16 protein-coding genes are annotated in these 23,675 nt (G+C 62.6%); 5 read left to right on the forward strand and 11 right to left on the reverse strand.

Features of this window, described 5'->3' with window-relative positions:
* Nucleotides 1-17: 17 nt before the first annotated feature.
* The 6 genes from D1Y84_RS13630 to D1Y84_RS13655 form a co-directional block, all read right to left on the reverse strand.
* On the reverse strand, nucleotides 18-1,511 hold the full coding sequence (locus tag D1Y84_RS13630; protein ID WP_124849176.1) for a rhamnulokinase family protein: 1,494 nt from the start codon (nucleotides 1,509-1,511) through the stop codon (nucleotides 18-20).
* Complete coding sequence (locus D1Y84_RS13635; RefSeq protein WP_124849177.1) at nucleotides 1,508-3,724, reverse strand: bifunctional rhamnulose-1-phosphate aldolase/short-chain dehydrogenase; 2,217 nt, start codon at nucleotides 3,722-3,724, stop codon at nucleotides 1,508-1,510. Before D1Y84_RS13635 ends, D1Y84_RS13630 begins: the two co-directional genes overlap by 4 nt.
* A gap of 233 nt (nucleotides 3,725-3,957) precedes the next feature.
* Nucleotides 3,958-5,160, reverse strand: coding sequence for a TIM barrel protein (locus D1Y84_RS13640; RefSeq protein WP_124849178.1), 1,203 nt, complete (start codon nucleotides 5,158-5,160; stop codon nucleotides 3,958-3,960).
* Between the two features lie 76 nt (nucleotides 5,161-5,236).
* On the reverse strand, nucleotides 5,237-5,893 hold the full coding sequence (locus D1Y84_RS13645; RefSeq protein ID WP_124849179.1) for an LUD domain-containing protein: 657 nt from the start codon (nucleotides 5,891-5,893) through the stop codon (nucleotides 5,237-5,239).
* A complete protein-coding gene (locus tag D1Y84_RS13650) occupies nucleotides 5,890-7,473 on the reverse strand; it encodes a LutB/LldF family L-lactate oxidation iron-sulfur protein (RefSeq protein WP_233581415.1) in 1,584 nt (527 codons plus the stop codon). The genes D1Y84_RS13645 and D1Y84_RS13650 overlap by 4 nt, the downstream gene beginning before the upstream one ends.
* Nucleotides 7,470-8,222, reverse strand: a complete 753-nt coding sequence (locus D1Y84_RS13655) for a (Fe-S)-binding protein (RefSeq protein ID WP_124850153.1) — start codon at nucleotides 8,220-8,222, stop codon at nucleotides 7,470-7,472. The genes D1Y84_RS13650 and D1Y84_RS13655 overlap by 4 nt, the downstream gene beginning before the upstream one ends.
* A 346-nt stretch (nucleotides 8,223-8,568) precedes the next feature.
* Here D1Y84_RS13655 and D1Y84_RS13660 point away from each other — a divergent pair, with 346 nt between their 5' ends.
* Both D1Y84_RS13660 and D1Y84_RS13665 read left to right on the forward strand, forming a co-directional pair.
* Nucleotides 8,569-9,774 (forward strand): L-rhamnose/proton symporter RhaT, encoded by a 1,206-nt coding sequence (locus tag D1Y84_RS13660; protein WP_124849180.1) that lies wholly within the window; start codon nucleotides 8,569-8,571, stop codon nucleotides 9,772-9,774.
* Between the two features lie 102 nt (nucleotides 9,775-9,876).
* Entirely contained in the window at nucleotides 9,877-10,599 is a 723-nt protein-coding gene (locus D1Y84_RS13665) for a TIGR03435 family protein (protein WP_158615486.1), read from the forward strand.
* A 146-nt stretch (nucleotides 10,600-10,745) separates the two neighbouring features.
* On the opposite strand, the gene D1Y84_RS13670 is transcribed toward D1Y84_RS13665, so the two are convergent.
* Nucleotides 10,746-11,282, reverse strand: coding sequence for a TetR/AcrR family transcriptional regulator (locus D1Y84_RS13670; protein WP_124849182.1), 537 nt, complete (start codon nucleotides 11,280-11,282; stop codon nucleotides 10,746-10,748).
* Between the two features lie 157 nt (nucleotides 11,283-11,439).
* Between D1Y84_RS13670 and D1Y84_RS13675 the strand changes: the two genes are divergently transcribed.
* The 3 genes from D1Y84_RS13675 to D1Y84_RS13685 all read left to right on the forward strand — a co-directional run bounded on the left by D1Y84_RS13675 (nucleotide 11,440) and on the right by D1Y84_RS13685 (nucleotide 15,242).
* Nucleotides 11,440-12,849, forward strand: a complete 1,410-nt coding sequence (locus tag D1Y84_RS13675; protein ID WP_124849183.1) for an amidase — start codon at nucleotides 11,440-11,442, stop codon at nucleotides 12,847-12,849.
* 188 nt (nucleotides 12,850-13,037) lie between these two features.
* Entirely contained in the window at nucleotides 13,038-13,937 is a 900-nt protein-coding gene (locus tag D1Y84_RS13680; RefSeq protein WP_124849184.1) for an RluA family pseudouridine synthase, read from the forward strand.
* Nucleotides 13,938-14,189: 252 nt separating this feature from the next.
* Nucleotides 14,190-15,242: a hypothetical protein gene (locus tag D1Y84_RS13685; protein WP_124849185.1), complete on the forward strand. Its 1,053-nt coding sequence runs from the start codon at nucleotides 14,190-14,192 to the stop codon at nucleotides 15,240-15,242.
* 69 nt (nucleotides 15,243-15,311) lie between these two features.
* On the opposite strand, the gene D1Y84_RS18720 is transcribed toward D1Y84_RS13685, so the two are convergent.
* The 4 genes from D1Y84_RS18720 to D1Y84_RS13705 all read right to left on the reverse strand — a co-directional run bounded on the left by D1Y84_RS18720 (nucleotide 15,312) and on the right by D1Y84_RS13705 (nucleotide 23,648).
* Nucleotides 15,312-18,875 carry a TonB-dependent receptor gene (locus D1Y84_RS18720; RefSeq protein WP_124849186.1) on the reverse strand — a complete coding sequence of 1,188 codons (3,564 nt, stop codon included), beginning with the start codon at nucleotides 18,873-18,875 and terminating at the stop codon, nucleotides 15,312-15,314.
* An 875-nt stretch (nucleotides 18,876-19,750) separates the two neighbouring features.
* Nucleotides 19,751-21,280 carry a tannase/feruloyl esterase family alpha/beta hydrolase gene (locus tag D1Y84_RS13695; protein ID WP_233581416.1) on the reverse strand — a complete coding sequence of 510 codons (1,530 nt, stop codon included), beginning with the start codon at nucleotides 21,278-21,280 and terminating at the stop codon, nucleotides 19,751-19,753.
* Nucleotides 21,281-21,429: 149 nt separating this feature from the next.
* Entirely contained in the window at nucleotides 21,430-23,343 is a 1,914-nt protein-coding gene (locus tag D1Y84_RS13700) for a ferrous iron transporter B (protein ID WP_124849188.1), read from the reverse strand.
* Complete coding sequence (locus tag D1Y84_RS13705; RefSeq protein ID WP_233581417.1) at nucleotides 23,340-23,648, reverse strand: FeoA family protein; 309 nt, start codon at nucleotides 23,646-23,648, stop codon at nucleotides 23,340-23,342. The genes D1Y84_RS13700 and D1Y84_RS13705 overlap by 4 nt, the downstream gene beginning before the upstream one ends.
* Nucleotides 23,649-23,675 lie beyond the last annotated feature (27 nt).

A 23,675-nucleotide genomic window follows, 5' to 3' on the forward strand; every position in this document is an offset into this window, starting at 1 on the left:
TGCCGCGAGCAAGACAATTACGCGTGAGACATGCGATGTGCAGCAGCGCGGGGTTCAACATGGGCGATGCGGCTCGCCCAGAAGCGGACGGCGCGCGCAAACTCATCCGGGCTTGCCGGTGTGGCTCCATCGCGGAGTGCACACTGCACCGCCAAGTTGCCCACCGTGGAGCTTTCCTGCGGGCCAGTAATGATCTCGGCCCGGGTGGTCTCAGATGTTAACTGTCGCAGCAAAGCATTCTGCGCACCACCGCCCACCATCACTACCCGCTCGAGCTTTTTCCCGGTGTGGATACGGACCCGTTCGATCACGTGTGCGTATTGCGCCGCGAGACTGTGGAGGATGAGCGAGACCATCTTCGGCGCGTCCTTGCTTTGCTGCGATAACAGCGGGAGTCCGTGCGCGATGCATTGCGCGGCGATGCGCTCGGGCATCCGGCCCATGCGCATCAACTCCGGATCATCAATGGACAGCAGGCCTTCGGGAGGGTGCTCGCATGCCGCGGCTTCAACCAGCGCACCGATGTCCCAGGGTTCGCCTTCCTGCGCCCAGTGGTCCATGCACTGCTTCAACACCCACATGCCATTGATCCCTTTGTGGAAGCAGCACCGGCCACCAACCGCGCCTAGATTGGTGAAGTTGTCCGCACGCACCGCGGCAGAATTCAATGGCGCAGCAATCACTGCGCCGACCAGCGACCAGGTGCCGCAACTGATGTAAGCCCAGTCCTCACCGGCCTCCGAGATCCCGGCAATGGCAGAGGCGGTGTCATGGCAGGCCGGTGCGACCAGGTCGGTATCGCTCAGTTCCGGAACGCTTGCCAGCGCGCCGGAAAGTTTGCCCAGCAGCGTGCCGGCCGGAACGATCCTTGCTGCTTTGGTTTCGTCCAGTCCAGCAGCGTCGAAAAGTTCCTCGCTCCAGCGCCGGCTTGATAGATCGATCAACTGGGTATGGGAAGCATTGGTGTACTCCGCAACCGGCTCGGCACCCCAGCGATGCAGAAGGTACTCGGGCAGGTTGAGCCAGCGCGCCGGGGCCCTGCCACTCAGCCTGTCTGCATAGAGCTGGTAGAGCGTGTTGATCGGCTGCTGTTCAGTTCCCGTAATCTCGCGAATCCGGCCCGGCGCAATCTGGGCATGCAGTGCAGTCGCCGCAGCGACATTGCGCAGATCGCGGTAGCAGTAGGGATCCTCGGGCAATCGCCCGTCTTCTTCGAGCCGCACATAGTCGACCGCCCAGCCATCCACCGCAATGGAACGGATCCCTACGGGCGCAAGCGCTGCCGCGATGCGCACACCAGCGTCGACACCCTCAAGGATTCTCTCGAGAGGCCAGCGTAAAGAGCCATCGAGCGCGGGTACAGGGCCGTTCGCGAAGCGATGGACGAGCCGCATGTGCGGCTCTCCATCGACCCATTGAAGCAGGGAGACGCGGCAACTCTCTGCTCCCAGGTCAACCGCGATCAATCCCCGCCGGTCTGCGGTTGCTTGGCTCGCGGCGTGTGCGCTCACCGAAGCTGCGCCTCGATCAGTCCACCATCCACGGGGATAATGTGGCCCGTGGTGACACGCGCCAGGGGTCCCGCGAGGAACAGGATTGCCTCCGCGTTATCCCTGGGATCAATGGGCACGTGCGTCAGGGTGCGCTGCGCATAGAACATCGCCAGTGCGTCGCGCAGCTGCTCATCATCGTCCGACTCGGCAAATGGAATGTTGTATTTGGACAACGACGCTTTCACGCGATCGCGCGGAAACATCGTCGAGCCTTTCACCACCGTTGCAGGGCTGATACCGTTGACGCGTACCAGCGGAGCCATGCCCACGGCAAGCTCGCGCACCAGGTGGCTCAATGCCGCCTTGGACACGTCGTATGCCTCGCTGCCACGCTTGGCCACAACCGCGTTCGCTGAGCTGGTCAACACCATCGACGCCGGCAGCGCCTGCTTCTTCAGCAGCCTGCCTGTCTCCTCGGCCAGCTTGAAGTTGCTGGTGACGTTGATATCCAGCGTCATCGCCCACTGCTCGTCGGAGATAATTCCGTCTGGCGAAGACGGGAACACTGCCGCGGTGTTGATCACGATGTCCACGCCACCGAAAGCCTGGATCGTGGCCGCAAGCGCCTGCTGGATAGCGGCGCGGTCGCGAATATCGATGGAGGTAAAGCTCACCGCTTCCTTGCCGACGATGGCAGCGCACTCTTCCGCCACCGCTTGTGCACCGGCCACATCACGATCAGCGACCATCACATGTGCGCCCCGCTCGGCTGCGAGCAACGCTGTTTCGCGGCCAATGCCCGAGCCACCGCCCACAATCAGCGCCACCTGCCGGCTCAGTTGTTTCTCGGCAGGCTGCCGGCGGATCTTCGCTTCCTCCAGCGCCCAGTACTCGATGCGGAACGCTTCGCTCGGCGGCAGTGCGACATAATTCTCATACACGGTGAACTGGTCCGGGCTCGCGGCAGGGCCGGCCTGCGGAATCTCTGCGCATGGCACCCCACCGCCAAGCGCGCCCGCGCCACCCATCACACCAATCGCGTTGGTATAGAACTCACCCGTTAAGCGGGCTTCCGTCTTGTTCTTGCCGAAGGTGAACATACCGACGCCGGGAAGCAGCACCACCGTGGGACTTGCATCCCGCTGCTTCGGCGAATCCGGCAGCGCGTGCTTCGTGTAGTACTCCGCATACTGGGCACGGTACGTTTCGAGTGCGATCTCGATCAGTGCAGGAATTTCCTTCGCATCGCCGCTCGGGTCCCACTTCAAAAACATGGGGCGGATCTTGGTGCGAATGAAGTGGTCAGGGCAGCTGGTGCCCAGGTGCGCCAACCGCTCGGCATGTTCGGAGTTTACAAACTCAAGCACCGCCGGTGTGTCTGTGAAACTGCCGATCCAGCGCTGTTTGCGCGAGACTGCGCCGCGCAGCGAGGGCATCACGTCAGTTGCCACCTGCCTGCGATCCGCGCGGCTCTCCGCGCGCGAACCTCCAAAGGCTTTGTGCGCGTCGCGCTTCCCGTGCCGGCTGATGAACTGGCCGATCTGATCGATGATCGTGATGGTGTTCAGGTAGCACTCGCGCTGGGTCTCGCCCCACGTAAACAGTCCATGGCCGCCAAGCACCACGCCGTCGCAGCCTGGGGTCTCCTGCACAATCCTGCGCAGCATCATGCCCAGCTCGAAGCCGGGCCGCTGCCAAGGCAGCCATGCGAGCTTGTGTCCGAACTCCGTGTTGAACTCTTCCATCTTCTGCTTGCCGTTGGCCGAGGCGGCAAGCGCGATGCCCCAGTCTGGGTGCAGGTGATCCACATGCGGGAAGGGCAGAAAACCATGCAGGGGCGTGTCGATCGAGGCTGCGGTGGGATTGTTGTTGAACGTCACCAGCGGGTACAGCGCCACCATCGCATCTTCTTCCGCGACGCCCTGGTACTGGGCTTCAAGCGAGAGCAGGCGATCGAGGTAAAGCGTCGCGAAACCCGAACGCTTGATGGATCCGATATCGCCACCCGATCCCTTAACCCAAAGCACCGTCACCGGTTTGCCGCCCACCGGATCCTTCTGCTCAAGTTTTGAACTGGTATTGCCACCGCCGAAGTTGGTAATGCGCAGGTCGGACCCAAGGAGGTTCGACCGGTAGCGCAGCAACTCAGGCTCGTCCAGTTTGGATGCGACGGCTTCGTCCCACCTGTCTTCAAGAAAGCTCAACTTCTCTTTGCTCTGTAACTCTGCCATGGTGCGTTTTGTTCCTTTCCAGGCAATCCCGGTTCATCCTTCCACACGCCCGGCTCATCGAGCAAGCGTGCTTGTGTGTGTATGTAGCAAGCTGCGCCACGCATCACGAGGAGCTGAAAGCGGCAGCATCGCGATGCCATGACAACGCAGCCTCTGCCTGCACCAGCGTTCCATGGCGGCAACGATATGGCTTGAAGCGGACTTCTGCGCCTGCGAGGAGAAGTGTTCTCCCCTTAGGCATAGGAGGTAACCGAGCGCTGGTTCGCAGCGCCTCGCTGCTGTTCCGTCCGCTGCACATACCCGCTTTCCGCAAGCGTTCGAAGCGGGTCCGCGGGAAGGTTTCTCGCCGCGCGCCACTCCCGCACAAGCGGGCGCACATCCGTCCAGAAAGCAGCGCGAAAACACTCCTCCGCCTCGACGATGCGTCCTTGATCCTGCAGTCGATCCAGCATGGCCCTGTCCACCAGCACTGCCTTCGCATAAAGCTCCTGCGCGGCGAGGATGCTCTGCACCATGGCCTCCATCTTGCCCTTCAGGTTGTGGCTCTGGTCGATCATGTAGGCCACGTCGCGGCTCGCTTTGGGAGGCGCGCTCAACATCTCGTGAAAGATGCGAAACACCTGGTAAGGATCGATCGAGCCGAGCGTCAGGTCATCGTCGGCATACTTGCGATCGTTGAAGTGGAAGCCGCCAAGCGCATTCAGATGCAGAAGCCATGCAACGATCTGTTCAATGTTGGTGCCCTGGTAGTGATGACCCGTGTCGACCAGCACCGCTGCGCGCGGACCTGCGGAGCGGGCAAAGTGATACGCCATGCCCCAGTCTGCAATGTCCATATGATAAGCAGCAGGCTCGAACGGTTTGTACTCGATCAGCAGGCGCTGCTCTGCGTTGGTAGCTTCGTGCGCCGCCTGCAGCGCTTCTTCGATCCACGCAATGCGCTTGCGCATCGACTGCGAACCTGGATAGTTGGAGCCATCGGCCACCCAGATGGAGACATCGCGTGAGCCGAGTGCGCGGCTGATCTCCACCGACTCCACCAGGTGATCGGTCGCCTTGCGTCGGATCTCTGCGCTCGGGTTCGCCAGCGAGCCGAACTTATACTCTTGCGACTGGAAGAGGTTTGGATTGATGGAGCCGGCACGCACCCCGTGGCGAGCTTCCAATTCGCGGATCGACTGCACATCGCTGGCACCGTTTGGCAGATCCCAGAGCACGTGCAATGCGACCGTGGGGCTTGCACCCGTCAAACGGTGCACCTCGCCGGCATCTGCAAACTTGTCCGCGATACTGGTCGCGGCTCCCAGCTGGATGAACTTGCCGAAGCGTGTTCCGGTGTTCGCGAAACCCCAGGAGGGTATCTCGATGCGAAACGTATCCAGCGCCGCCCACACCTGCTCGCGGGTACCAGCGCTTGCTCCATTGTTGGCGGTCATTCTTCTCACCCTTTCCACTTAGCATCGACGAACGAAAACAGCATCTGTAACGATTCATTGCCCAAATCGCTCAGGGCTATCCATCAACAAGCAGCACGTGCAGAAAGCGCGGACCATGCACGCCCTTGATCCTGGTCATCTCAATGTCCGCGGTGGCCGATGGGCCGGAGACGAAGGTGGTAGGCAGTGTTGGCGTTGCGGCCAGCCGGGCGAATGCCTGCGGCACGTTCTCTACCACGTCCTCCGCGCGCACCACGCAAAGGTGAAAGTCGGGGATGAGCGTGCCGGCGCGCCGGCCCTGCCCAGCCACATCCTGCAGAACCAGCGAGCCCGTCTCCGCAATCGCTGCAGTCGCTCCCGTGACCACGCCTTGGAATCGATCCAGCTCGCGCGTCGAGAATGTGTCGTCCATCGTCAAAGCAGCATTTTCAGGCGTCCACTCTGCAGGAAATCCCTGCGGCATGAGCGTGGGTCTGTTGCCACGCATCGCGAGCACCGCGGCGATTGCCGCCGCTACTTCGTGCCCGGCGACGCGCGTTACCTCGGCTCCATAGTCGTGCAGGCGATCCTCAAGGAGGTCGAGCCTCTCTGCTTCAGTCAGGTGACCTTGCTGGTTATAGTCCCGCGGCAGCGCCAGCCATTCAGCGTTGAGCTGTGCCGCGTCCGCCTGCGGGTGATCGTTGAGGGCAGCGCGGATGCGACCAAGCACAACGCTGCGGGCATCCGCGTTCATGCTGACTCCACGCTTGCGGGTGGCTGCTTCGTCGTACCCGTCGGATGATCCGGGACGCCTGGCTTGTTGCGATCCTGCCCGTCCGCCGTGCGATGCGGGCGCTGTTCCCACCACTCACGAAACGTCTGCTTCGGCATCGCCTTGAGATCGCGCACGCTGGTCCATCCACCCAGGTAGCCGGGCAGGGAACGAATCCACGGCTGTCCCGCGCCATCATCGCGTGCCATCGTCTTCATGGCCATGCGCCCCGCGCGCTGTGCCGCGCGAAACCGCCGCTCGCTGCGAAAGACACTCGCCGCAGCGCGCATTGCCAGCGCCTCCGGGTGCAACCGGCCGCTGATGCTGGCAGCCTGCTCTTTCACCACCCGGCTGCGAAGATGAATCAGCACTTCCGGGATGTTGATCTTGACCGGGCAAACCTCGTAGCACGCGCCACACAGCGAGCTTGCGTAAGGCAGGCTCTGCGCATGCTGCATACCAAGCAACTGCGGCGTGAGAATGGCGCCAATGGGACCGGCATAGACGCTGCCGTACGCGTGCCCACCTGTCTCGCGATACACCGGGCACGCATTCTGGCATGCCCCGCATCGGATGCAGTGAAGCGTCTGGCGTGCTGGCTCGTCAGCCAGCACGTCGGTTCTTCCATTGTCGAGCAGCACTACGTGAAAGTTCTGCGGACCATCGCCGGGTCGCACCCCGGTCCAGATCGAGTTGTAAGGATTCATGCGCTCGCCGGTGGCACTGCGCGGCAGCGTCTGCACCAGCACTTCGAGATCGCGAAAGCGTGCCACGACCTTGTCTATGCCGGCGATCGTGATCAATGTTTTGGGCAGCGTCAGGCACATGCGTCCATTGCCTTCGCTCTCGACCACGCACACGCCACCGGTCTCGGCGATCAGGAAATTCGCGCCGCTGATGGCTGTCTCAACCCGCAGAAACTTCTCCCGCAGAAACTGCCGCGCTGCTTCGGCAAGCTCCTGCGGCGTCTCACCCAGTTCCGGCAGCTGCATCTCGCGGCGAAAAATCTCGCGGATCTGCTGGCGGTTCTTGTGCAACGCCGGCACCACGATGTGCGATGGCTGGTCCTGTCCGAGTTGGATGATCAGTTCGGCCAGATCGGTCTCGTACGGGCGAATGCCCGCAGCTTCGAGCGCGCCGTTCAAGTGGATTTCTTCGGTCGTCATCGATTTGATCTTGATGACTTCACCCGGCGCGGGTCGGCCGGCGGTTGGTGTCCCGGCAGACGCACCCACGGCTTCGCTGGCCAGCTTCACCACGATCGCTTGTGCCTCGGCAGCATCGCGGGCCCAGTGCACCGTACCGCCCGCCCGCGTGCAGTTGCGCTCAAACTCGAGCAGGTACGCGTCCATGTTTCGGATCGCGTGCTCGCGCAGGCGCTTCCCAGCTTCACGCAAGGCCTGCCAGTCGCCGCGCTCCGCCACGACCCTGGCGCGCTTGTTCTGGATCACCTCCGTGGCATGACGCACGTTCCCGCGCATCTGTGTATCGCGCACCGCCTCGGCAGCCACGATCGGGAACGGTCTTGCCGTGCGTGGGTCCAGCATTCTGCCACCGCTCATACCGGGTCGCCTTCCTCGGCTGCCAGGATCTCGGCAAGGTGCACGGTGCGGATGCCGGTGCTTTGCCGGTGCAGCGCACCCCCGATATGCATCAGGCAACTGTTGTCGCATGCGCAGCAGATCTCGGCGCCCGTGTTCTGCACATCGCGCACTTTTTCGGCGAGCATCGCGCCCGAGACCGCCGCATTCTTCACGGCGAAGGTGCCTCCGAATCCGCAGCAGCGCTCCACGTTGGGCAGCGTCACAAGCTCGATTCCGCCCACGGCCCGCAGCAGGTCGACCGGCCCGTCGCCAAGCCCAAGCGCCCGCAGGCCGTGGCAGCTTGCGTGGTACGTCACGCGATGCGGGTAGTATGCCCCGACATCAGCCAGGCCCAGCCGTTTAGTCAGGAACTCGGAGAACTCGAACACCCGTGGCAGCAGGTCGTGGACCGCCCTGCTCAGCCCCGCATGCCCACCCCTCTCTTCCAGTTCCGTCGCCATCGACGGGTACTGTTCGCGAATCGTGGTGACGCAGCTTGAAGAAGGAATCACCACCGCTTCGGCGTGTGCGAACTGCTCCACAAACCGCGCCACCAGCGGCAGCGCCTCATCCCGGTAGCCGGTGTTCGCGTGCATCTGACCACAACACGTCTGCCCGGCAGGGAACTCCACAGTGTGTCCAAGCCGCTCCAGCACACGCACCACCGACTTGCCACATTCCGGAAACAATGTGTCGTTGTAACAGGTGATGAACAGTGCAACCTGCAGAATGCCTCCAAGTCGAAGAGCGTGCCGTGGCACAGCGTTTCAATAGGGAATATCTTCCCGGCTTATCTGCGGCGTGGCCCGGCGAAACAGGTTCGTCTCGAGTGCCATGCCTCAGACGTGCAATGGTACACGGATGGTGCTACGACTTTCTTGTCCGCTCCTGCAACACCACACCTGGGCGCATTGCCCGCGGCTCCACCGGCCGCAGCCGCAGACCAATGCAGCCGAAGCAAACACCAACGCCGCCTCTCGAAGCGCCGTCCGCCGGGGCTTTGTTCCCAGACGCTGCATGCTTCCGGTACAGTGATCACCACTGTTAAATGACTTCGCTGATCGCAGAGGGTTTGTGGGACCGAATCCGTTGATAGGTATTCTTTACCACTGGATGGGTGGCTTTGCTTCTGCAACAAACTTCATTCCCTTCAGGGGAATCAAGCGCTGGTCCTGGGAGATCTACTGGCTGGTGCAGGGCGTGGCTGCCTGGGTCGTAGCGCCCCTTGTGATCGCCGCGATTTTCGTTCCCCACCTGTTCGATGTGCTGCGTGCCTCTCCCCCCGCATCTATTCGCTACGCGATGTTGTTCGGCGCCATGTGGGGTGTGGGCGGCCTGACGTTCGGGCTCTCGGTTCGTTATCTGGGCATCGCGCTCGGCTACTCCATCTCCCTCGGTCTCTGCACCGCGTTCGGCACGCTTATTCCGCCCGTGTACTCGGGACAGATCAGCGTGATCGCTCACGAGCGCTCCGGCCAGGTCATCCTTGCAGGCATCGCCATCTGCCTGCTGGCCGTGGTAGTCAACGGGGTAGCCGGCTGGGTCAAGGAGCGCGAGGTCTCGCCGGAGGAGCGGCTCGAGAGCGGGGAGCTGGATTTCTCGCTGGTGCGTGGGCTGAGCGTCGCCGTATTCGCAGGCATCATGAGTGCTTTCTTCGCGTTCGCCCTGCAGGCCGGCGCCCCCATTGCCGCCGTTGCCAGACAGCGCCTTGTGGCCGAGGGCCGCATGGACCTGTGGCAGAACCTGCCGGTGCTCGTGGTTGTGCTCTGGGGTGGCTTTGCAACGAACCTGGTCTGGTCCGTGATCCTGATCCTGCGAAACCGATCGTTCGCCCAGTTTGCCGGCCAGCCCGGCCGCAACCCCATGCGCGCTGCCCAGCTGACGGGTTACACCCTGATGAATGTAGATCCACGCGAGCTTGCCCAGCGCATCGCTCCCAAGGTCCTGCTGCAGAACTATGGCTTTGCGAGCCTTGCCGGGTTGATCTGGTACCTGCAGTTCTTCTTCTACTCGCTTGGCCAGACCAAGATGGGCAGGTACGACTTTTCTTCCTGGACATTGCACATGGCCTCGATCATCATCTTTGCCACGCTCTGGGGAATCTTTTTGAAGGAGTGGGTGGGCACGAGCCTGCGCACCAAGAGCCTCGTGGCCTGCGGACTGGCACTGCTGATCGGCTCAACACTGGTGGTCGGCTTCGGCAACTACCTCAAGGCAGTGCAGGATCAAACGATTGTGCAGGCCGGGTGCAGCGGTTGCAGGGGAGCGAGCCAGCCGTAGCTCTGGCGCTTGATGCGGCTGGGGCCAACTCACACACTTCTCCCATCCTGGACGACAGAAATGAAACGCTTGCCCCTTGTGGTCCTGTTAGCAGCTTCAAGCATGGCAGCCTCCGCTCAAACGCCGGCGTCCGCGCCGCTGCCCGAGGTTGAAGCTGCCACGATCAACCCGACCGCGCCCGATGCCATCAACAGTGGCTTCCACACAGAGGATAATGGGCACCGCGCCTTCATCGAAAACCTGCCGGTCGCACGACTGCTCACCATCGTGTACGACCTGCAAAACGATCAAGTCATCGCCGTTCCTAAGTGGGCGCAGACCGACCGATTCGACATCCATATCGTGATCGCTGGTGGCGCGACTCCCACGTTGGCGCAGTGGAAACAGTTGACTCGCGCTATTCTTGCGGAACGCTTTCACCTCAAGGCGCATGACGAGACGCGCGAGCTGCCTGTCTACTCCCTCACGGTTGACAAGGGAGGTCTTCGTATCAAGCCCAGTATCCCAATGAAAGACGATCTTCCGGATGACACCATGACTGGCTATGGCAATCTCCAGGAGACAAACGTCACCATGGCAAACTTCTCAAAAACGCTGGGCTTCCTGTTGGAGCGCCCGGTGGTCGACGACACCCATCTCGGGGAGCAGCGCTTTGATTTCACGCTCCACTGGAGCAACACGATGCAGACCGCATCGGACAATGCTGCGGCACTCCCCGATCTCCGCACAGCGCTTCACGAGCAGGCAGGTCTTCGGCTCACGGCGACCCGCGGCAACGCGCGTGTGCTGGTCATCGACGCGCTGGACCGGCCCACACCCAACTAGGCCGACGATGAGGTGAAGCGAGGTTTCGTTCGCTGCTGTTTCACTCCCGCTTCGCGGCTTTGCGAACCCTGCTTCCTCGTAGTTGCGCTGCTTGGGCTTGCAGGGACACCACGCAGCACACAAAGCAGTGCGCATCGGCCGGACGGTTACTTCGGAAGCAGACCAGCCGCACGGTAGTTGTCGATCAGTTCGTCATAGAGATGGATGTCCGCACGCGTCCTTGCCATCAGTTGCGCTCCTGTAACCGCGGCATAAATGGCACGCGCCCGTCGTGGGCTTTCTCTTGCGCTCACCACTTTAGCGGCGCGCAGGGCCTTGCTCAACCAGGCGACATTCACCTCCGCGAACATTTGCACTTCCTTGCGAACCGCCTCGGGGAGATCATCGGACTCTGCGCCCATGAAACTGCAGAGACACATGCGGTTGCCGTTTTCAAGCGCCCAGCGAAACGTCTCGGGGTAGCGGCGAAGGGCATCCACGGGATCCGGCGTGTTCTTCAACAGCCCGTCGAGAAAAGCCTCGGCGTCCTGCCAGTAGCGTTGCGCTACCGCCGCAGCCAGCACGGCCTTGCTGGGGAAGTGATAGTAGATGCTGGCCGCTTTGATCCCGACCATCTCCGCAAGGTCGCGAAAGTTCAGCCCCGCATAGCCGTGAGCCTGCGCGACCGTTCTTGCCGCAACCATAATTTCTTCTTTTGCATTCTGGCTCAACGGGGCGTTCGCAACCTCCTGGGGGCGGATGAACTACGTCCAAGATCTTCAACAATTATGAATCTACCATGTGGCAGGTAGCGTCCTACATATGTAGCCTGCCTAATGGCAGGTAGGGACAGCGAAAATCATGAACACTGAATTGATCTACACCGACGCAATCGGTCTCGCGGAGCTGGTCCGCAACCGCGAGGTTTCTCCAGTCGAAGTCATGCAGGCGCACCTCGACCGCATCGAGGCTGTGAACCCGCAGGTCAATGCCATCGTCACACTCGCCGACCACACACTCGCCTCTGCCAGGGCAGCCGAGGCAGCGGTACTGCGAGGCGATGTGCTTGGCCCGCTGCACGGTGTGCCGTTCACGGTCAAGGATTCGATCGACACGGCGAACGTGCTGACGCAGCGTGGTTCGCCTGTCTTCAAAGGACGCATGCCTGACGCGGACGCGACCAGCGTCGCCCGCATGAAGAAGGCGGGAGGAATCCTGCTGGGCAAGACCAACCTTCCCGAGTTTTCCTACTGGATCGAAAGCGACAACCTGCTCACCGGCCGCACCAACAACCCATGGAACCTGGCCCGCACCCCGGGGGGCTCCAGCGGCGGTGAGTCCGCGGCCATCGCCGCGGGTATGTCTCCCCTCGGTCTTGGTACAGACCTTGCTATCTCGGTGCGCGGGCCAGCCGCGCAGACCGGGATCGTGTCTCTCAAGGCGACCCACGGCCGCGTGCCGATGACCGGCATCTGGCCGCGGGTACCACGCCGTTTCTGGCACGTCGGTCCCATGGCGCGCAGCATACGCGACCTTGCGCTCGCCTTCTCGCAACTGGCTGGGCTGGATGGCCTGGATGGCTACGCCTCCAGCGCGATCCCGTTCGATGTCCGTGCAGCGGCCGTACCAGCACGGCCGCTCCGCATCGGTTGGCTGGTCGAGCCGGGATTCGGTCCCATCGACTCCGAGGTTGCCAACACAGTTGCCGCGGCAGCCGAGGCACTCAAGGGCCTGGGCCATGTTGTCGAGCCGGTGCGCATCCCCGCGCTCGAGCGCGACTTCGCCCTCGATGTGTTCAATCGCCTGCATGTCATGGAGATGAAGCCAGCCTTTGAAGAGGCCATCGCCGGCCGGAGCGACGACGAGATCTACAAAATGGCGAGATACATGCTCTCACTCCCTGACACGTCGATCGAGGACTACGTCGAGGCCGAGCAGGCGGCTGAACGCTTGAAGGATGGCTATGCCGAGTACTTCCAGCAGTACGACGCGTTGCTCACCCCGGTGCTGCCGCTGCCGGCCTATCCGCACGGCCAGGCCGAATTCGTGATCAACGGCCAGACGGTGAGCGCCACGCGCATGCAGGCAGCGACCGTGCCCCTGAATGTAACGGGGCTTCCGGGGGTGTCCATGCGCTTCGGCACCAGCAAGGACGGCATGCCGATCAACGTGCAGATCGTTGGGAGTTGGTACGCTGAGTCCACCATTCTCCACGTCGCTTCGCTTCTGGAGCAGGCAAGTCCTGTGAGTGGCCTTCACCCGGTTCTGTAACTCGTCAATTTTCGGCCACGCGGGACGCAGCGCTCCCGCGTGGCCGGCTTGCCCGCACGTTCACAGCGCGGTGCGGCGTTCGCATCGCCCTCCGCGCAGAGAGACTGAACAACACCTCCATCGAACCCGAGAACCCGGTAATTGCCCGAAACTCCTGCCGCAAACTGCATCGCTTACACTCGAACCACATGCTCAACCAGGGCTATGCCTATACCTCAACCATCAGCAGCAAGAACCATGGGCAGGTCCTGCTCTCCCACTTGGCGAGCCTTTATTCCCACTCTACCGAGCAGGCCTGGCAACGCAACCTCGAGAATCGCGAAGTTACCCTCGACGGCGTCATCGCCACGGGACGCGAGTCGGTCACACTTGGCCAGTCTCTTGTCTGGAACCGCCCACCCTGGATTGAACCGGACGCTCCTCGGCAGTTCGAAGTGCTGTTCGAGGATGCCCACCTGCTGGCCGTCAGCAAACCCAGCGGGCTGCCCACGCTTCCCGGCGGCGGCTTCATGGAGAACACCCTCCTGCGGCTGGTACAAACGCAGTTCCCAGGCGCAAACCCGCTCCATCGCCTGGGCCGAGCTACCACCGGCATCGTGCTTTTCGCACGGACCTCGCAGGCGGCCGCCTACCTGACCGCGAACTGGAACACCCCCAGCATTGAAAAAACCTACCGCGCGCTGGCGCAGGGCACGGCACAGCAGGACGCCTACGAGATCCTCACGCCCATCGGCCTTGTGCCGCACCCTCGTATCGGCTCCGTATGGGCGGCAAGCCCGGGTGGCAAGCCCTCCAGGTCCTTAGCCAAAGTGATCGCGCGCGACACAAGCACCACGACCTTCAAGGTAAGCCTCGGTTCGGGACGGCCGCATCAAATCAGGATCCATCTGGCATCCATCGGCCATCCGCTGGTAGGCGATCCGTTGTACGACCCTACCGGCCAGCCGCTTGCCCATCTTCCCGGCCTCCCGGGCGACGGAGGCTATTACCTGCACGCCCAGTTCTTGAAATTTCCCCATCCCATCACGGGCGAAACCATCCAGCTCGAAGCACCCTTGCCGCCTGGCCTGGCCTCAGGAAAGCGGTAACTCCACATCCGCGAATAGCGCGGCAAAAGCACCCACACGATACGGCAGCGACACTGTGTACTTAGAATCACAGCAAGGGTCGAGTGCAACCGCGCACGTATGCAACCGCAACCGTTACCAAACACACCCCGCCCAGGCCGCGACCCGATCAGCCCCGGCATCGCCGCCAGCGATCTAAACCGACCCCGCCCAACAAGAATTCCTCCTATAATCGCGGGCATGCGCTCACACCTGGTCTTGGCTTTGTGTAGTGTGTGCCTGCCCTCACTCGCGCAGGCGGCCGAGTCTGTCACTGTCGCCCAGCTCGATCAGCGGCTTGTGGCCGACCACCGACTTTCTGATGACAAGCTTTCCGCGCAGCTCGCCAACCTCACCCTCTCCGAGCGTGTCGCCCCCGGGCACCTCGCCTCCTGGCAGACGTCCTCGCCCGGTCCGCGCACCCGGCAACTGCTCATGCTTCTTGCCGACGCATCCGCGTTTCAACCACTGCCTGCGTCCGAGCGCGCGGCCGCGCCGTTCGGCTTTACCGACAGCGCAAAGCTGCTGGCCGCCGCCTTCAGTTACGCCAGCCAGGCCAGCCACAACCTTCCCAACCTTCTCGCGGTGCGCCGGACCCTGCACTACCAGACACCCTTCGACGCCCTTGCCAAGCAGGCCCGCGCCGCAGCCCTCAATGCCTCGGCCAGTGGCTTCCTCGGACTCGACGTGCTCCCGCAGAACTTCACGGGCCAGTCCCACGCCGCCGTCGCCTACCAGGATGGCGAAGAGGTGCCCACGGATGAGCCCAGCCCACCCGGCTCCTCCGGCTACACCACCAGCGGCGAATTCGGCCCGCTGCTCACCACGGTTGTCGGCGATGCCACGCAGGGCTCCATCCTGCTGGACTCCTGGCAGAGATCAGGCGATGCCGACGTCGCCGTCTTTCGCTACCAGGTGCCTCGTGGCAAAGCCCACTACCTGGTCGCGGTGCAGGATGGCGACTTCAGGCGCCAGAGCTATCCCGGGTATCACGGTGAGATCGCCGTGGACGCCCGCACCGGCAGCATCCTGCGCATCTCGCTCGTTACTGAGCCGCTCAAGTTCACGGAGCCGTCGGTCGGCATTGCCGTGGAATACGGGTCTGTGATTCTGGGCAGCCGCGCCTACATCGTTCCGCTGCATACCGTGGCCTTGACCCGGTACCCCGTGGATATAGGGCTCGGCGCTGTGATTCCAGTGCAGAGCTATTTGAATGATGTGGTTTTCACGCGGTATCACCTGTTCCGTGCGGAGGCCCGCATCGTGGATCCGGAAGAAGCCAGGTAGCTTCAACGGTGGTCTGGCCAGGTGAGACCCGGGTGGCGAAGGCAGGGCGCCTCACCACCCGGCTGTGTTCTAGAACACGTACTTGAGTGCGAACTGGATTACGCGCGCATCCGGGCTTTCCCCGGCGGTTGCCGAGTACTGCCCGCCGGTGGAGCCAAACCGCTCGCTCACGATCTGCCCAAAGCCGCCACCCGTGGTGTTTCCGGGCTGGCCGTACGCAGGCGTGTTCCACAGGTTGAAGACATCCGTGCGGAACTGCACGTTGGTTTCGCGGAAGATCCCGAAGCTCTTGAAGATCGAGAGATCGGTGCGATTGTAGCCGGGGCCCGCAACCGTGAGGCGGCCAGGAGGTCCGTAGGACGCAAGGTCGCCGGTGGAGGTAGCCTGCGCCGGGTTGGCGAAGGCGCAGGGGTTAAACCAGGTGGCCAGCGTGTGGGTAGCGGTTGCGCAGACCGCGTTGGACGAGGTGGGCGTGCCCCCCGTGTGGAAGGGATTAAACAGCAGGTAAGGCTCGGCTGTTCCCGTGCCGCCGGCGTTGTTGTTGGCGTAGATGTTGACCGGCTGCCCGGTCTGGACGCGGAATACCAGCGCCGTGGACCAGCCGCCGGCAACCTCGTTCAGCAGGCCACTCTTGTTCAGGTACTTCTTGCCGTGGCCGAAGGGCAGCTCATACTGGCCGTTCAGCACGAGGCGCTGGCGCGTATCGATCAGGGAGTTGCCATAGTCAAAGCCCAGGCCTAGAGCGCGCCAGTTGCGATAGCCACCGCCCCCGGTGCCGCCCAGCAGGATCGGGGCGTCATCGAGCGAATGCGACCAGGTATAGGCAGTCAGGAACGAAAGCCCGTTACGCAACTGGCGCTCTACCGTGACCTGCGCCGAGTTGTAGTTGGACGTGCCCTTGTCGATGACCACGCTGCCGCCGCCAAAAGCCGTGGGGAAGGGGCGGTACTGTTGCTCGTTCTGCCCGGCCGGTACGGCGCCCGCAGGCATGTTGACGTCGGGATTGACCTGCAGGTGGCGCGACAGGGCTCCGACATAAGCCGCCGTTACGGTGGTGGTGTCCGACAGGGAACGCTGTACGGTGAGGTTGAATTGCTCGCTGTACGGGGTTTGGGTGTCGGTCTGGTAGCCGTGGGGTGAGGGCAGCGTGACAAAGTTGGCTAGGCCTACGTTGAGCGCTTGGGCGAAGCCTGTCTGCAGCGACAGCCCGTTGGTGGCGCAGTTGCCGGGCACGCACGTGGTGCCGGAGGTGAAGTTGCTGTCGAACTGGAAGGGGAAGTTCTGCGACAGGCTCGGTGAGTACCCGACGCTCTCAAGACCGCCGAAGAAGATGCCGAAGCCGGAACGCAGCACCGTCTTTGGATTCACCTGGTACGTGATGCCGATGCGTGGTGAGAAGTTGAGGTGTGCCGGGGTAACCAGGTACTCGTTGTTGGTGTACTGCACGCTCACATTGTTGGTCGCGATGCCATTCAGGAACGCGGGCGTCAGTGGGAAGTTGGCTTGCGACTTGGTCGGAATCAGGTAAACGCCCGTGCCGTTTGCATAGTTCGGCACAAAGTTCGCTTGGGCTCCGTTGAGATCCTTGATCGGCTCAACGTACTCATAGCGCAAACCAAGATTCAAGGTCAGGTTCGGCGTGGCCTTCCAGTTGTCCTGGAAGTAGTAGCCCTCGTAGAACCGCTGGTTGTGCGCGGTGAAGATGTTGGCAACCGAAGCGGTATCCATGTAGTTCTGCAGGAAGTCCGCTGCCCCGTATCCCGTGTTGCTCGTGTTGAGCGGGTCCTGGGTGAATTTCGCGGTGAAGTTGAACGTTCCCTTGGGATCCACCGGCTGCTGCGTCTGCACGCGGATGCGCTCGATGTTCACGCCGAAGCGGATGGAATGATTGCCGATCTGCTTGGATACATTGTCCAGGATCTGGATCACATTCTCGTATTCGTGCGTCGGTTCGTACTGCGAGGAACCGATTGTGGAGACGCCACTCGTGCCGAAGTTGATGTTGGGCAGTCCGCCATTGCCCTCTTCAAACGGGATTCCACCCAGCCCAAACTGAGCCGAGAGGTTGGTACCCGCGTTTGGAGGGATATACGCCGCGGCGATCCAGTTATAACCCACGCGGAACTCGTTCACGAGCGAGGGACTGAAAACGTGGGTCTCCGAGAAGGTGAAGTTGCGTCCTTCTACAACCGTGTTGCCCGAGCCGCCAAAGCCGCCGCCATCGAGGATGCCGAAGGGCGGCGTGAGCGTGACCGGCTCGTTGCTGTAACTGTAACGGGCGAAGAGCTGATCCTTCGCGCTGCGGTTGTAGTCCAGGCGACCATCGTACTGCGTGGTGTTATCGCTGGCATTGCCCTGGAAGGTGTAGTTGTTGATGGTGTTGGCTGCCGTCCCGCGGTTGGGCGCGGGTTCCTGGTTCAGCAGTGCCTGCGCGACGGGGTTGATCGCCGCGGGATTGATGACGTTCTGCCGGCCGTTGTACGCCAGGTAGTTGTTGGCAAGGATGGGGCTCGAGGCGGACTGGGTGGCGCGGGTCGGGCCGCCGGGCTGGTACAGCGTGATGGCCTGGCCGCGCCCGTTGTTGGCCGCATCGAGCAGGTCCGAGAAGTCGCCGGTGCGCTCGGCAAGTGTCGGTACCGTGTACACCTGGGTCTGCCCGAAGATGATGCGGTTCGCTTCCGCGTCGCCGAAGAAGAACAGCTTGTCCTTCAGGATGGGGCCGCCGAGTGTGGCGCCGAACTGGTTCTGCCGGTACTTGGGCTTGGCTGCCTGGAAGAAGTCGCGGTCGTTCAGCACGTCGTTGCGGAAGTACTCCCACAGATCGCCGTGGATCTGGTTGGTGCCGCTCTTGGTGGCCACGTTGAGCACCGCGCCGGCCGAGTGGCCCAACTCCGCCGTGTAGTCCCCGGTCTGCACCTTGAACTCCTGCAGGGCGTCCGGTGGCGGCTTGATCACGAAGCTTGCGCCGTTGAGGAAGTCCACCAGGCTGGCGTTGTTGTCCACGCCGTCCAGGATGAAGTTGTTCTGCTCGGAACGCTGTCCGTTCGCTGAAAAGTCGCCCTTTTGTGCGCCACGCGAACCCTGCTCGGAAGGCGTGACGCCTGCCGAAAGCTGCGCGATAAAGGTGAAGTTGCGGCCATTGAGCGGCGTGTTGTTGATGGTTTGCGCCGAGACTACCTGGCCCGTCGAGGCCTCTTCTGTCTGCAGCGCCGGGGGCGCCGAGGTGACCACAACATTCTGCTGGCTGCCGGCCACGCCGACCGTCAGGTCTGCCGTGGTAGTGGATGCCACGTTGACGACAACGTTCTCCTGCGTGGTGGGACCGAAGCCCTGCGCCTCGACCTTGACGTTGTAGCCGCCCAGTTTAAGCGGGCTCACCGTGTAGTTGCCGCTGCTGTCGGTGGCAAGCGTGATGGTGAATCCGGTGGCGGGATTGATGACCGTAATCTTGGCGCCCGGGACGCCCGCGCCGCTTGGATCACGTACGGTGCCGCTGATGCTGCCTTGATCGACCTGTGCCCACGCTGTTGAGGGAACACACGAAACTGTAGCTGCTCCCAGCACAAACAGGCTGGCAGTTGCGAGCCCAGCACCAGGAATACTGAAAGTGACGCGCTTTCTGCTGAAGAACATGATGTCGGACCTCTCTCAAGAAGGGTGGTGATGTTTCCCTGCGCACTGGGATTGAACAGGGTTGTGGCCGTATGTACCCCTCGCTTTGTTTGCGAGTGAGCCATCAGCTCGTTTGTATGGACTGCAGCAGAGATCTTTGATCAGGGGCTGCTGACAGTTCTCGACGGACTCGGCGTCCATCGGGATGCGGGAGCATAATCCTATGCAGGTGAATGAAGTGTCAACCTTCATCTGTGGGGGTGAGTACGTGATGCAAATCGATGCAACGAGCGGCTCTGCGCGCGGCAGGGCATAAGAGCTGGCAGCAGCAGGAATACTTCGCATTGCGAAGTATTCCTGCTGCTTACTTCACCTGTTTTTCGCGCTGGAGTGAGCACGGAAAACAAGCACCATAAGAAGCCGGCCGCCAAGTGGGCCAACTATGCCAGCAGGCTGGCCGAATCTTACCTTGAACTGCGAAGTTGCCAGACACCATGGCACGCGCGAAGTCCTGAACCTGGGCGTACAGCGCGGAGTTTATGCTGACGCCGAAAGATCCATCCAGAAGAGCGTCGTGGCCGAAGAACATTCGGAATGGGGCCAGGTGCCGTGGTCTATTACGCCAGGTAGGCTCGGCCGTTGATTGTTCGCGTGCAACGGTGCCAAGGACTGGGGTCTATTGTACGGGTACCCCACGGGCACCGCAGCCCACAGAAAACGTTACAGCAAAGGTTGCAAATGAAAAGAGGTGACTCGCTTTACACCACCGGGCACGCCCAGCGCTGCGCTCGGTTCCGGAAGCCGGTCGTGCCAGGAGGGAAGCACTCCTCCTGCAACTGCGTGGTCAGCGGATCGAGTGAGCCAACGCCCCCCCTGCGCGGGCGCGCCCGCGCAAACTAGCGCCCCGCCTCCGCCGCTCCACACGCAAAGCTGCCCGCACTGTCAGGATCGCCCGAACCCTGGTATCGCGCTTCCTGCGGGAACGGGCAAACCGGTCGCGTCATAACCGGCTTCTTCTCCGGTCCGTACTTGGTCGCGATCACCGCTCCGGGTCTGGTGCCGCTTTCGACCCAGCCCTCGAGCGCCGCAAACAGCCCCCACGGCTCACTCCCGGTTGTCTGGATTCCCAACTGCCCCAGTGCGCTCGGACCCGGTCCGCCCACGCAGTGCGTCATGCCCGGCGCCATGTACAGCCGCACCGCCGCATCGACCCCGGCCGTCGCCTGCTGTACCTGCCCGTAGTAGTGGATGGTGTTGAGCGGCGAAATCGCCGGGTCGTTCCAGCCGTGGTAAAGGATCAGCTTGCCCCCGCGCTTCACAAACGCTGCCAGGTCAGGATTGGTCGCGTCCAGCGCCTCGGCTGTCTCGGTCTCGGCCTTTGCGGCCGCGGTGTCCAGGTCTGCCGTCAGCGCGTTCCAGCTCGGGTCGCTCTCGACCATGTAACGGAAATAGCCCTGCACATAATTGCTCACGCCCGGGCCTGAACCCGTGATCCAGTCCTTCCACGCACCCGCTTCATCCCCCGGCATCTGCCCGGGGAACAACAGCCTGCCCTTGCTGTCCGAGCCGCCCGCATACAGTTTCTTGAGCGATCGCACCTGCGGAGCCGTCAGGCACTCCAGCGAGTCCTCTCCGGTGCACAACAGCGTCTCCGGCTTGAACGCGCACGTGCGCGGGTCGTTCAGGATTCCATCCTTCAACCCGTCCTGCGCGTCGCAGTGCGCCAGCACCGCCCGCGTGATCGCCGGCAGCTTCAACGACGAGATATACCCGGCCGGGTCCGAGTTCACCGTCCGGCTCACGTCCAGCCCCGCCGACAGCATGTGCGACCAGTCGTTCGCCGGAGCGCCGGCCAGGATCCCGTCATAATCTGCGGGATACCGCTGCGCCTCCATCAGCGCCTCGCGTCCGCCATCCGAGCAGCCGTCAAAGTACGCCTTCTGCTCGCTCTGCCCGTAGAACCGGTTCACCATCGCCTTCGCCGTCTCGGTTGTCAGGTGCAGCCCGCGGTACCCGAAGTCCTTGACCTTCTCCGGGTGCCGGTACGCCCAGCTCGCGTCTTCCGCTTCGGCCTGATGCCCCGTGTCGGTGCCGGCCGTGGCGAATCCGCGCTTCAGCACGCCCGCCATCTGCCCGTAATAAATCGAGCCCGCGAATCCGCCGTTGCCCGTGCCCAGCAGGCGATGGTTCCAATCGTTGGCCGGCATCCACACTTCAAAGCGGATCGCTGAATCCTCGCTCGGCCGCAGCATCCCACGCACCCGGCAAAATGCCGGCAGCCCCGTCAGATCCTCGCCATCCGGCGTCTTCAGCGTCCCGGCAGTGACCATTTCCGCGGATTGGATCGTCGTCCCGGGCAACGCGGCCTTCGCCAGCGAAGCACAGTCTGCCCCCAATGCAGCGTGCGCGGCAGAGAGGAAAATCATTCCAACAGGGAACAGCAGGAGGGAGCTCGCGAGCTTCGGCATAGGTGACGGGAGTCTACCACCCCCACATCAAGCCCAAAGCTCCTGTGCCTTTACAGAAGACCAGCCACGAAGTGGCAGCCAGACGCGGAGGCGGTTTCGCTCGGCGCTTAAAAGAACCGGGAAACAACCTGGTTCGTCACAAACGCGGCCACGTATGCCAGCACACTCATGTATACGAACTGCACAATCGGCCATCGCCAGCTGTTGGTTTCTCGCTTCACTACCGCCAGTGTCGACGTGCACTGCATGGCGAATGCGAAGAAGACTACCAGCGCCATTGCACCGCCCAGCGTGAGGTCGTGGTGCAGCGCCTGCTGCAGTCCCAGCGCCTGCGTCTGCGGATCCATGCCGTACAGCGTGCCCAGCGTGCCCACGATCACTTCCCGCGCAATCACCGACGACAGGAGCCCGATGCCAATCTTCCAGTTGAAACCAAGGGGATGAATCAACGGCTCGATCCACCGGCCCACCTTGCCCACGAACGAGTTCGCCAGCTCCGGGAAGTGTCCACCATGCAGCGGCACATGGCTCAGCATCCAGAGCCCGATCGTCACCGCCAGGATGATCGTGCCGGCCTGCTTCAAAAACACGCCGCCGCGATCCACCAGGCGCATCCCCAGCCCGCGCAGCGTGGGCAGCCGGTACTGGGGCAACTCCAGGATGAACGGTGCCGGCGAAGCCTTCAGCACTGATGACTTCAGCAGTCGTGCCGTAAACAGCGCCGCCAGGAAGCCCAGCACGTACAGCCCCAGCATCACCGCAGCCTGCAGGCCAAGCAACGAGCCCAGGAGCCGCCGGTTCGGCACAAACGCCGCGATCACCAGCAGGTAGATCGGTAATCGCGCCGAGCAGGTCATGAACGGCGCCACCAGGATCGTCGCGAAGCGGTCCCGCTTGTTCTCGATCGTGCGTGTCGCCATGATCGCCGGTACCGCGCAGGCGTACGCGGACAGCAGAGGGATAAACGCCTTGCCATTCAGCCCGATCAGCCGCATGACCCGGTCCGCGATCAGCGCCGCCCGTGCCAGGTAGCCCGTATCCTCCAGCACGCCGATGAACAGGAACAGCAGCAGGATTTGTGGCAGAAAAATCAACACCGACGCCACACCTTTCCAGATGCCGTCGATGAGCAGGGAATCGAGCCAGGCCGGGTGGATGTGCCGACCCAGCCCGTCCCCCGCATTGTTCAGGAGGTTCTGTGACCAGTCGCTGAACGGCAGCCCCACCGAAAAGACCACCTGGAATACGCCCAGCACAACCAGCAGAAAAATAATTGGACCGGTGACGCGGCCCAGCAACACGCCATCCAGCTTGCGTGTCCACTCCGGCGACAGCGGTGCCTTGTACCGTGTGCGGGTGCTTACGCCGGTTGCCCACTGCCGGTACGAGCGCGCATTGCCCACCACTGGTAGCTCCAGCCGCTGGGTCGCCGCCACGCCCGCCAACGGATCGACCTGTGCGTCACGCTGGTTCAGAAATCTTGGAATTGCTTCCAACCCAACGCCACGCGCACCCGAGATCTTGGCCACCGGAACGCCCAGCTCCTGCGCCAGCGCAAGCGTGTCCACCGCGCCGCCGCGTACCTCCATCAGGTCGCTCATGTTCAGCAGCACCAGGGTCGGCAGCTTCAACGCCAGGATCGGCGCGGCCAGCATCAGTTGTCTCTGCAGGTGCAGCGAATCGAGCACCAGCAGGATCGCGTCCACGGGAGGCGAGCCCGCCATGGTGCCCTGCAGCACATCCACCGCCACGCGTGCGTCTTCGGAGTAGCTGTCCAGCGAGTAGATTCCGGGAAGGTCAATCAGTGTCAAGTCGGGCCGGCGAATGCCCGAAAGCTTGCCGTAGTGCTGCTCCACCGTCACGCCCGGGTAGTTCGCGACCTTTTGCCGCATGCCCGTCAGCCGGTTAAACAATGTCGATTTGCCGGAGTTTGGCGGCCCCACCAGCGCTACCGTGCGGATCTGTCCAACAACCCGGGGTCCTGTGGGGAGATCGACCAGTGCGGTCGCGTGACAGCTCATGCGAGTTGCCTTGCCTTGCGTTCAGCGCGGCTGTTCGCCTCGGCAGGTAGCGCACTCTTCTGCTCTCCGGTGTGCTCTTCGAGCGACTTCACCAGGATGCCGCGCGCCGTTTCCCGCCGCAGCGCAATCTCCATGCCGTCAATCGCGTACACCGTTGGGTCGCCCGCCGGCGCGCGCCGCACCGCAACCACTCGTGCTTCGGGTGAAAACCCCATGTGCATCAGGTGGTGCTCCACGGGCTCCGGGAGCTCCAGCTCCTGGATCACAGCAGCCGTTCCAACCGGTAGTAGGTTGAGCGCAAACACGTGGCAGACTCCTTGCTGCATCATAGC

This window comes from Acidipila sp. EB88, from assembly GCF_003858395.1.
Classification (GTDB): Bacteria; Acidobacteriota; Terriglobia; order Terriglobales; family Acidobacteriaceae; genus EB88.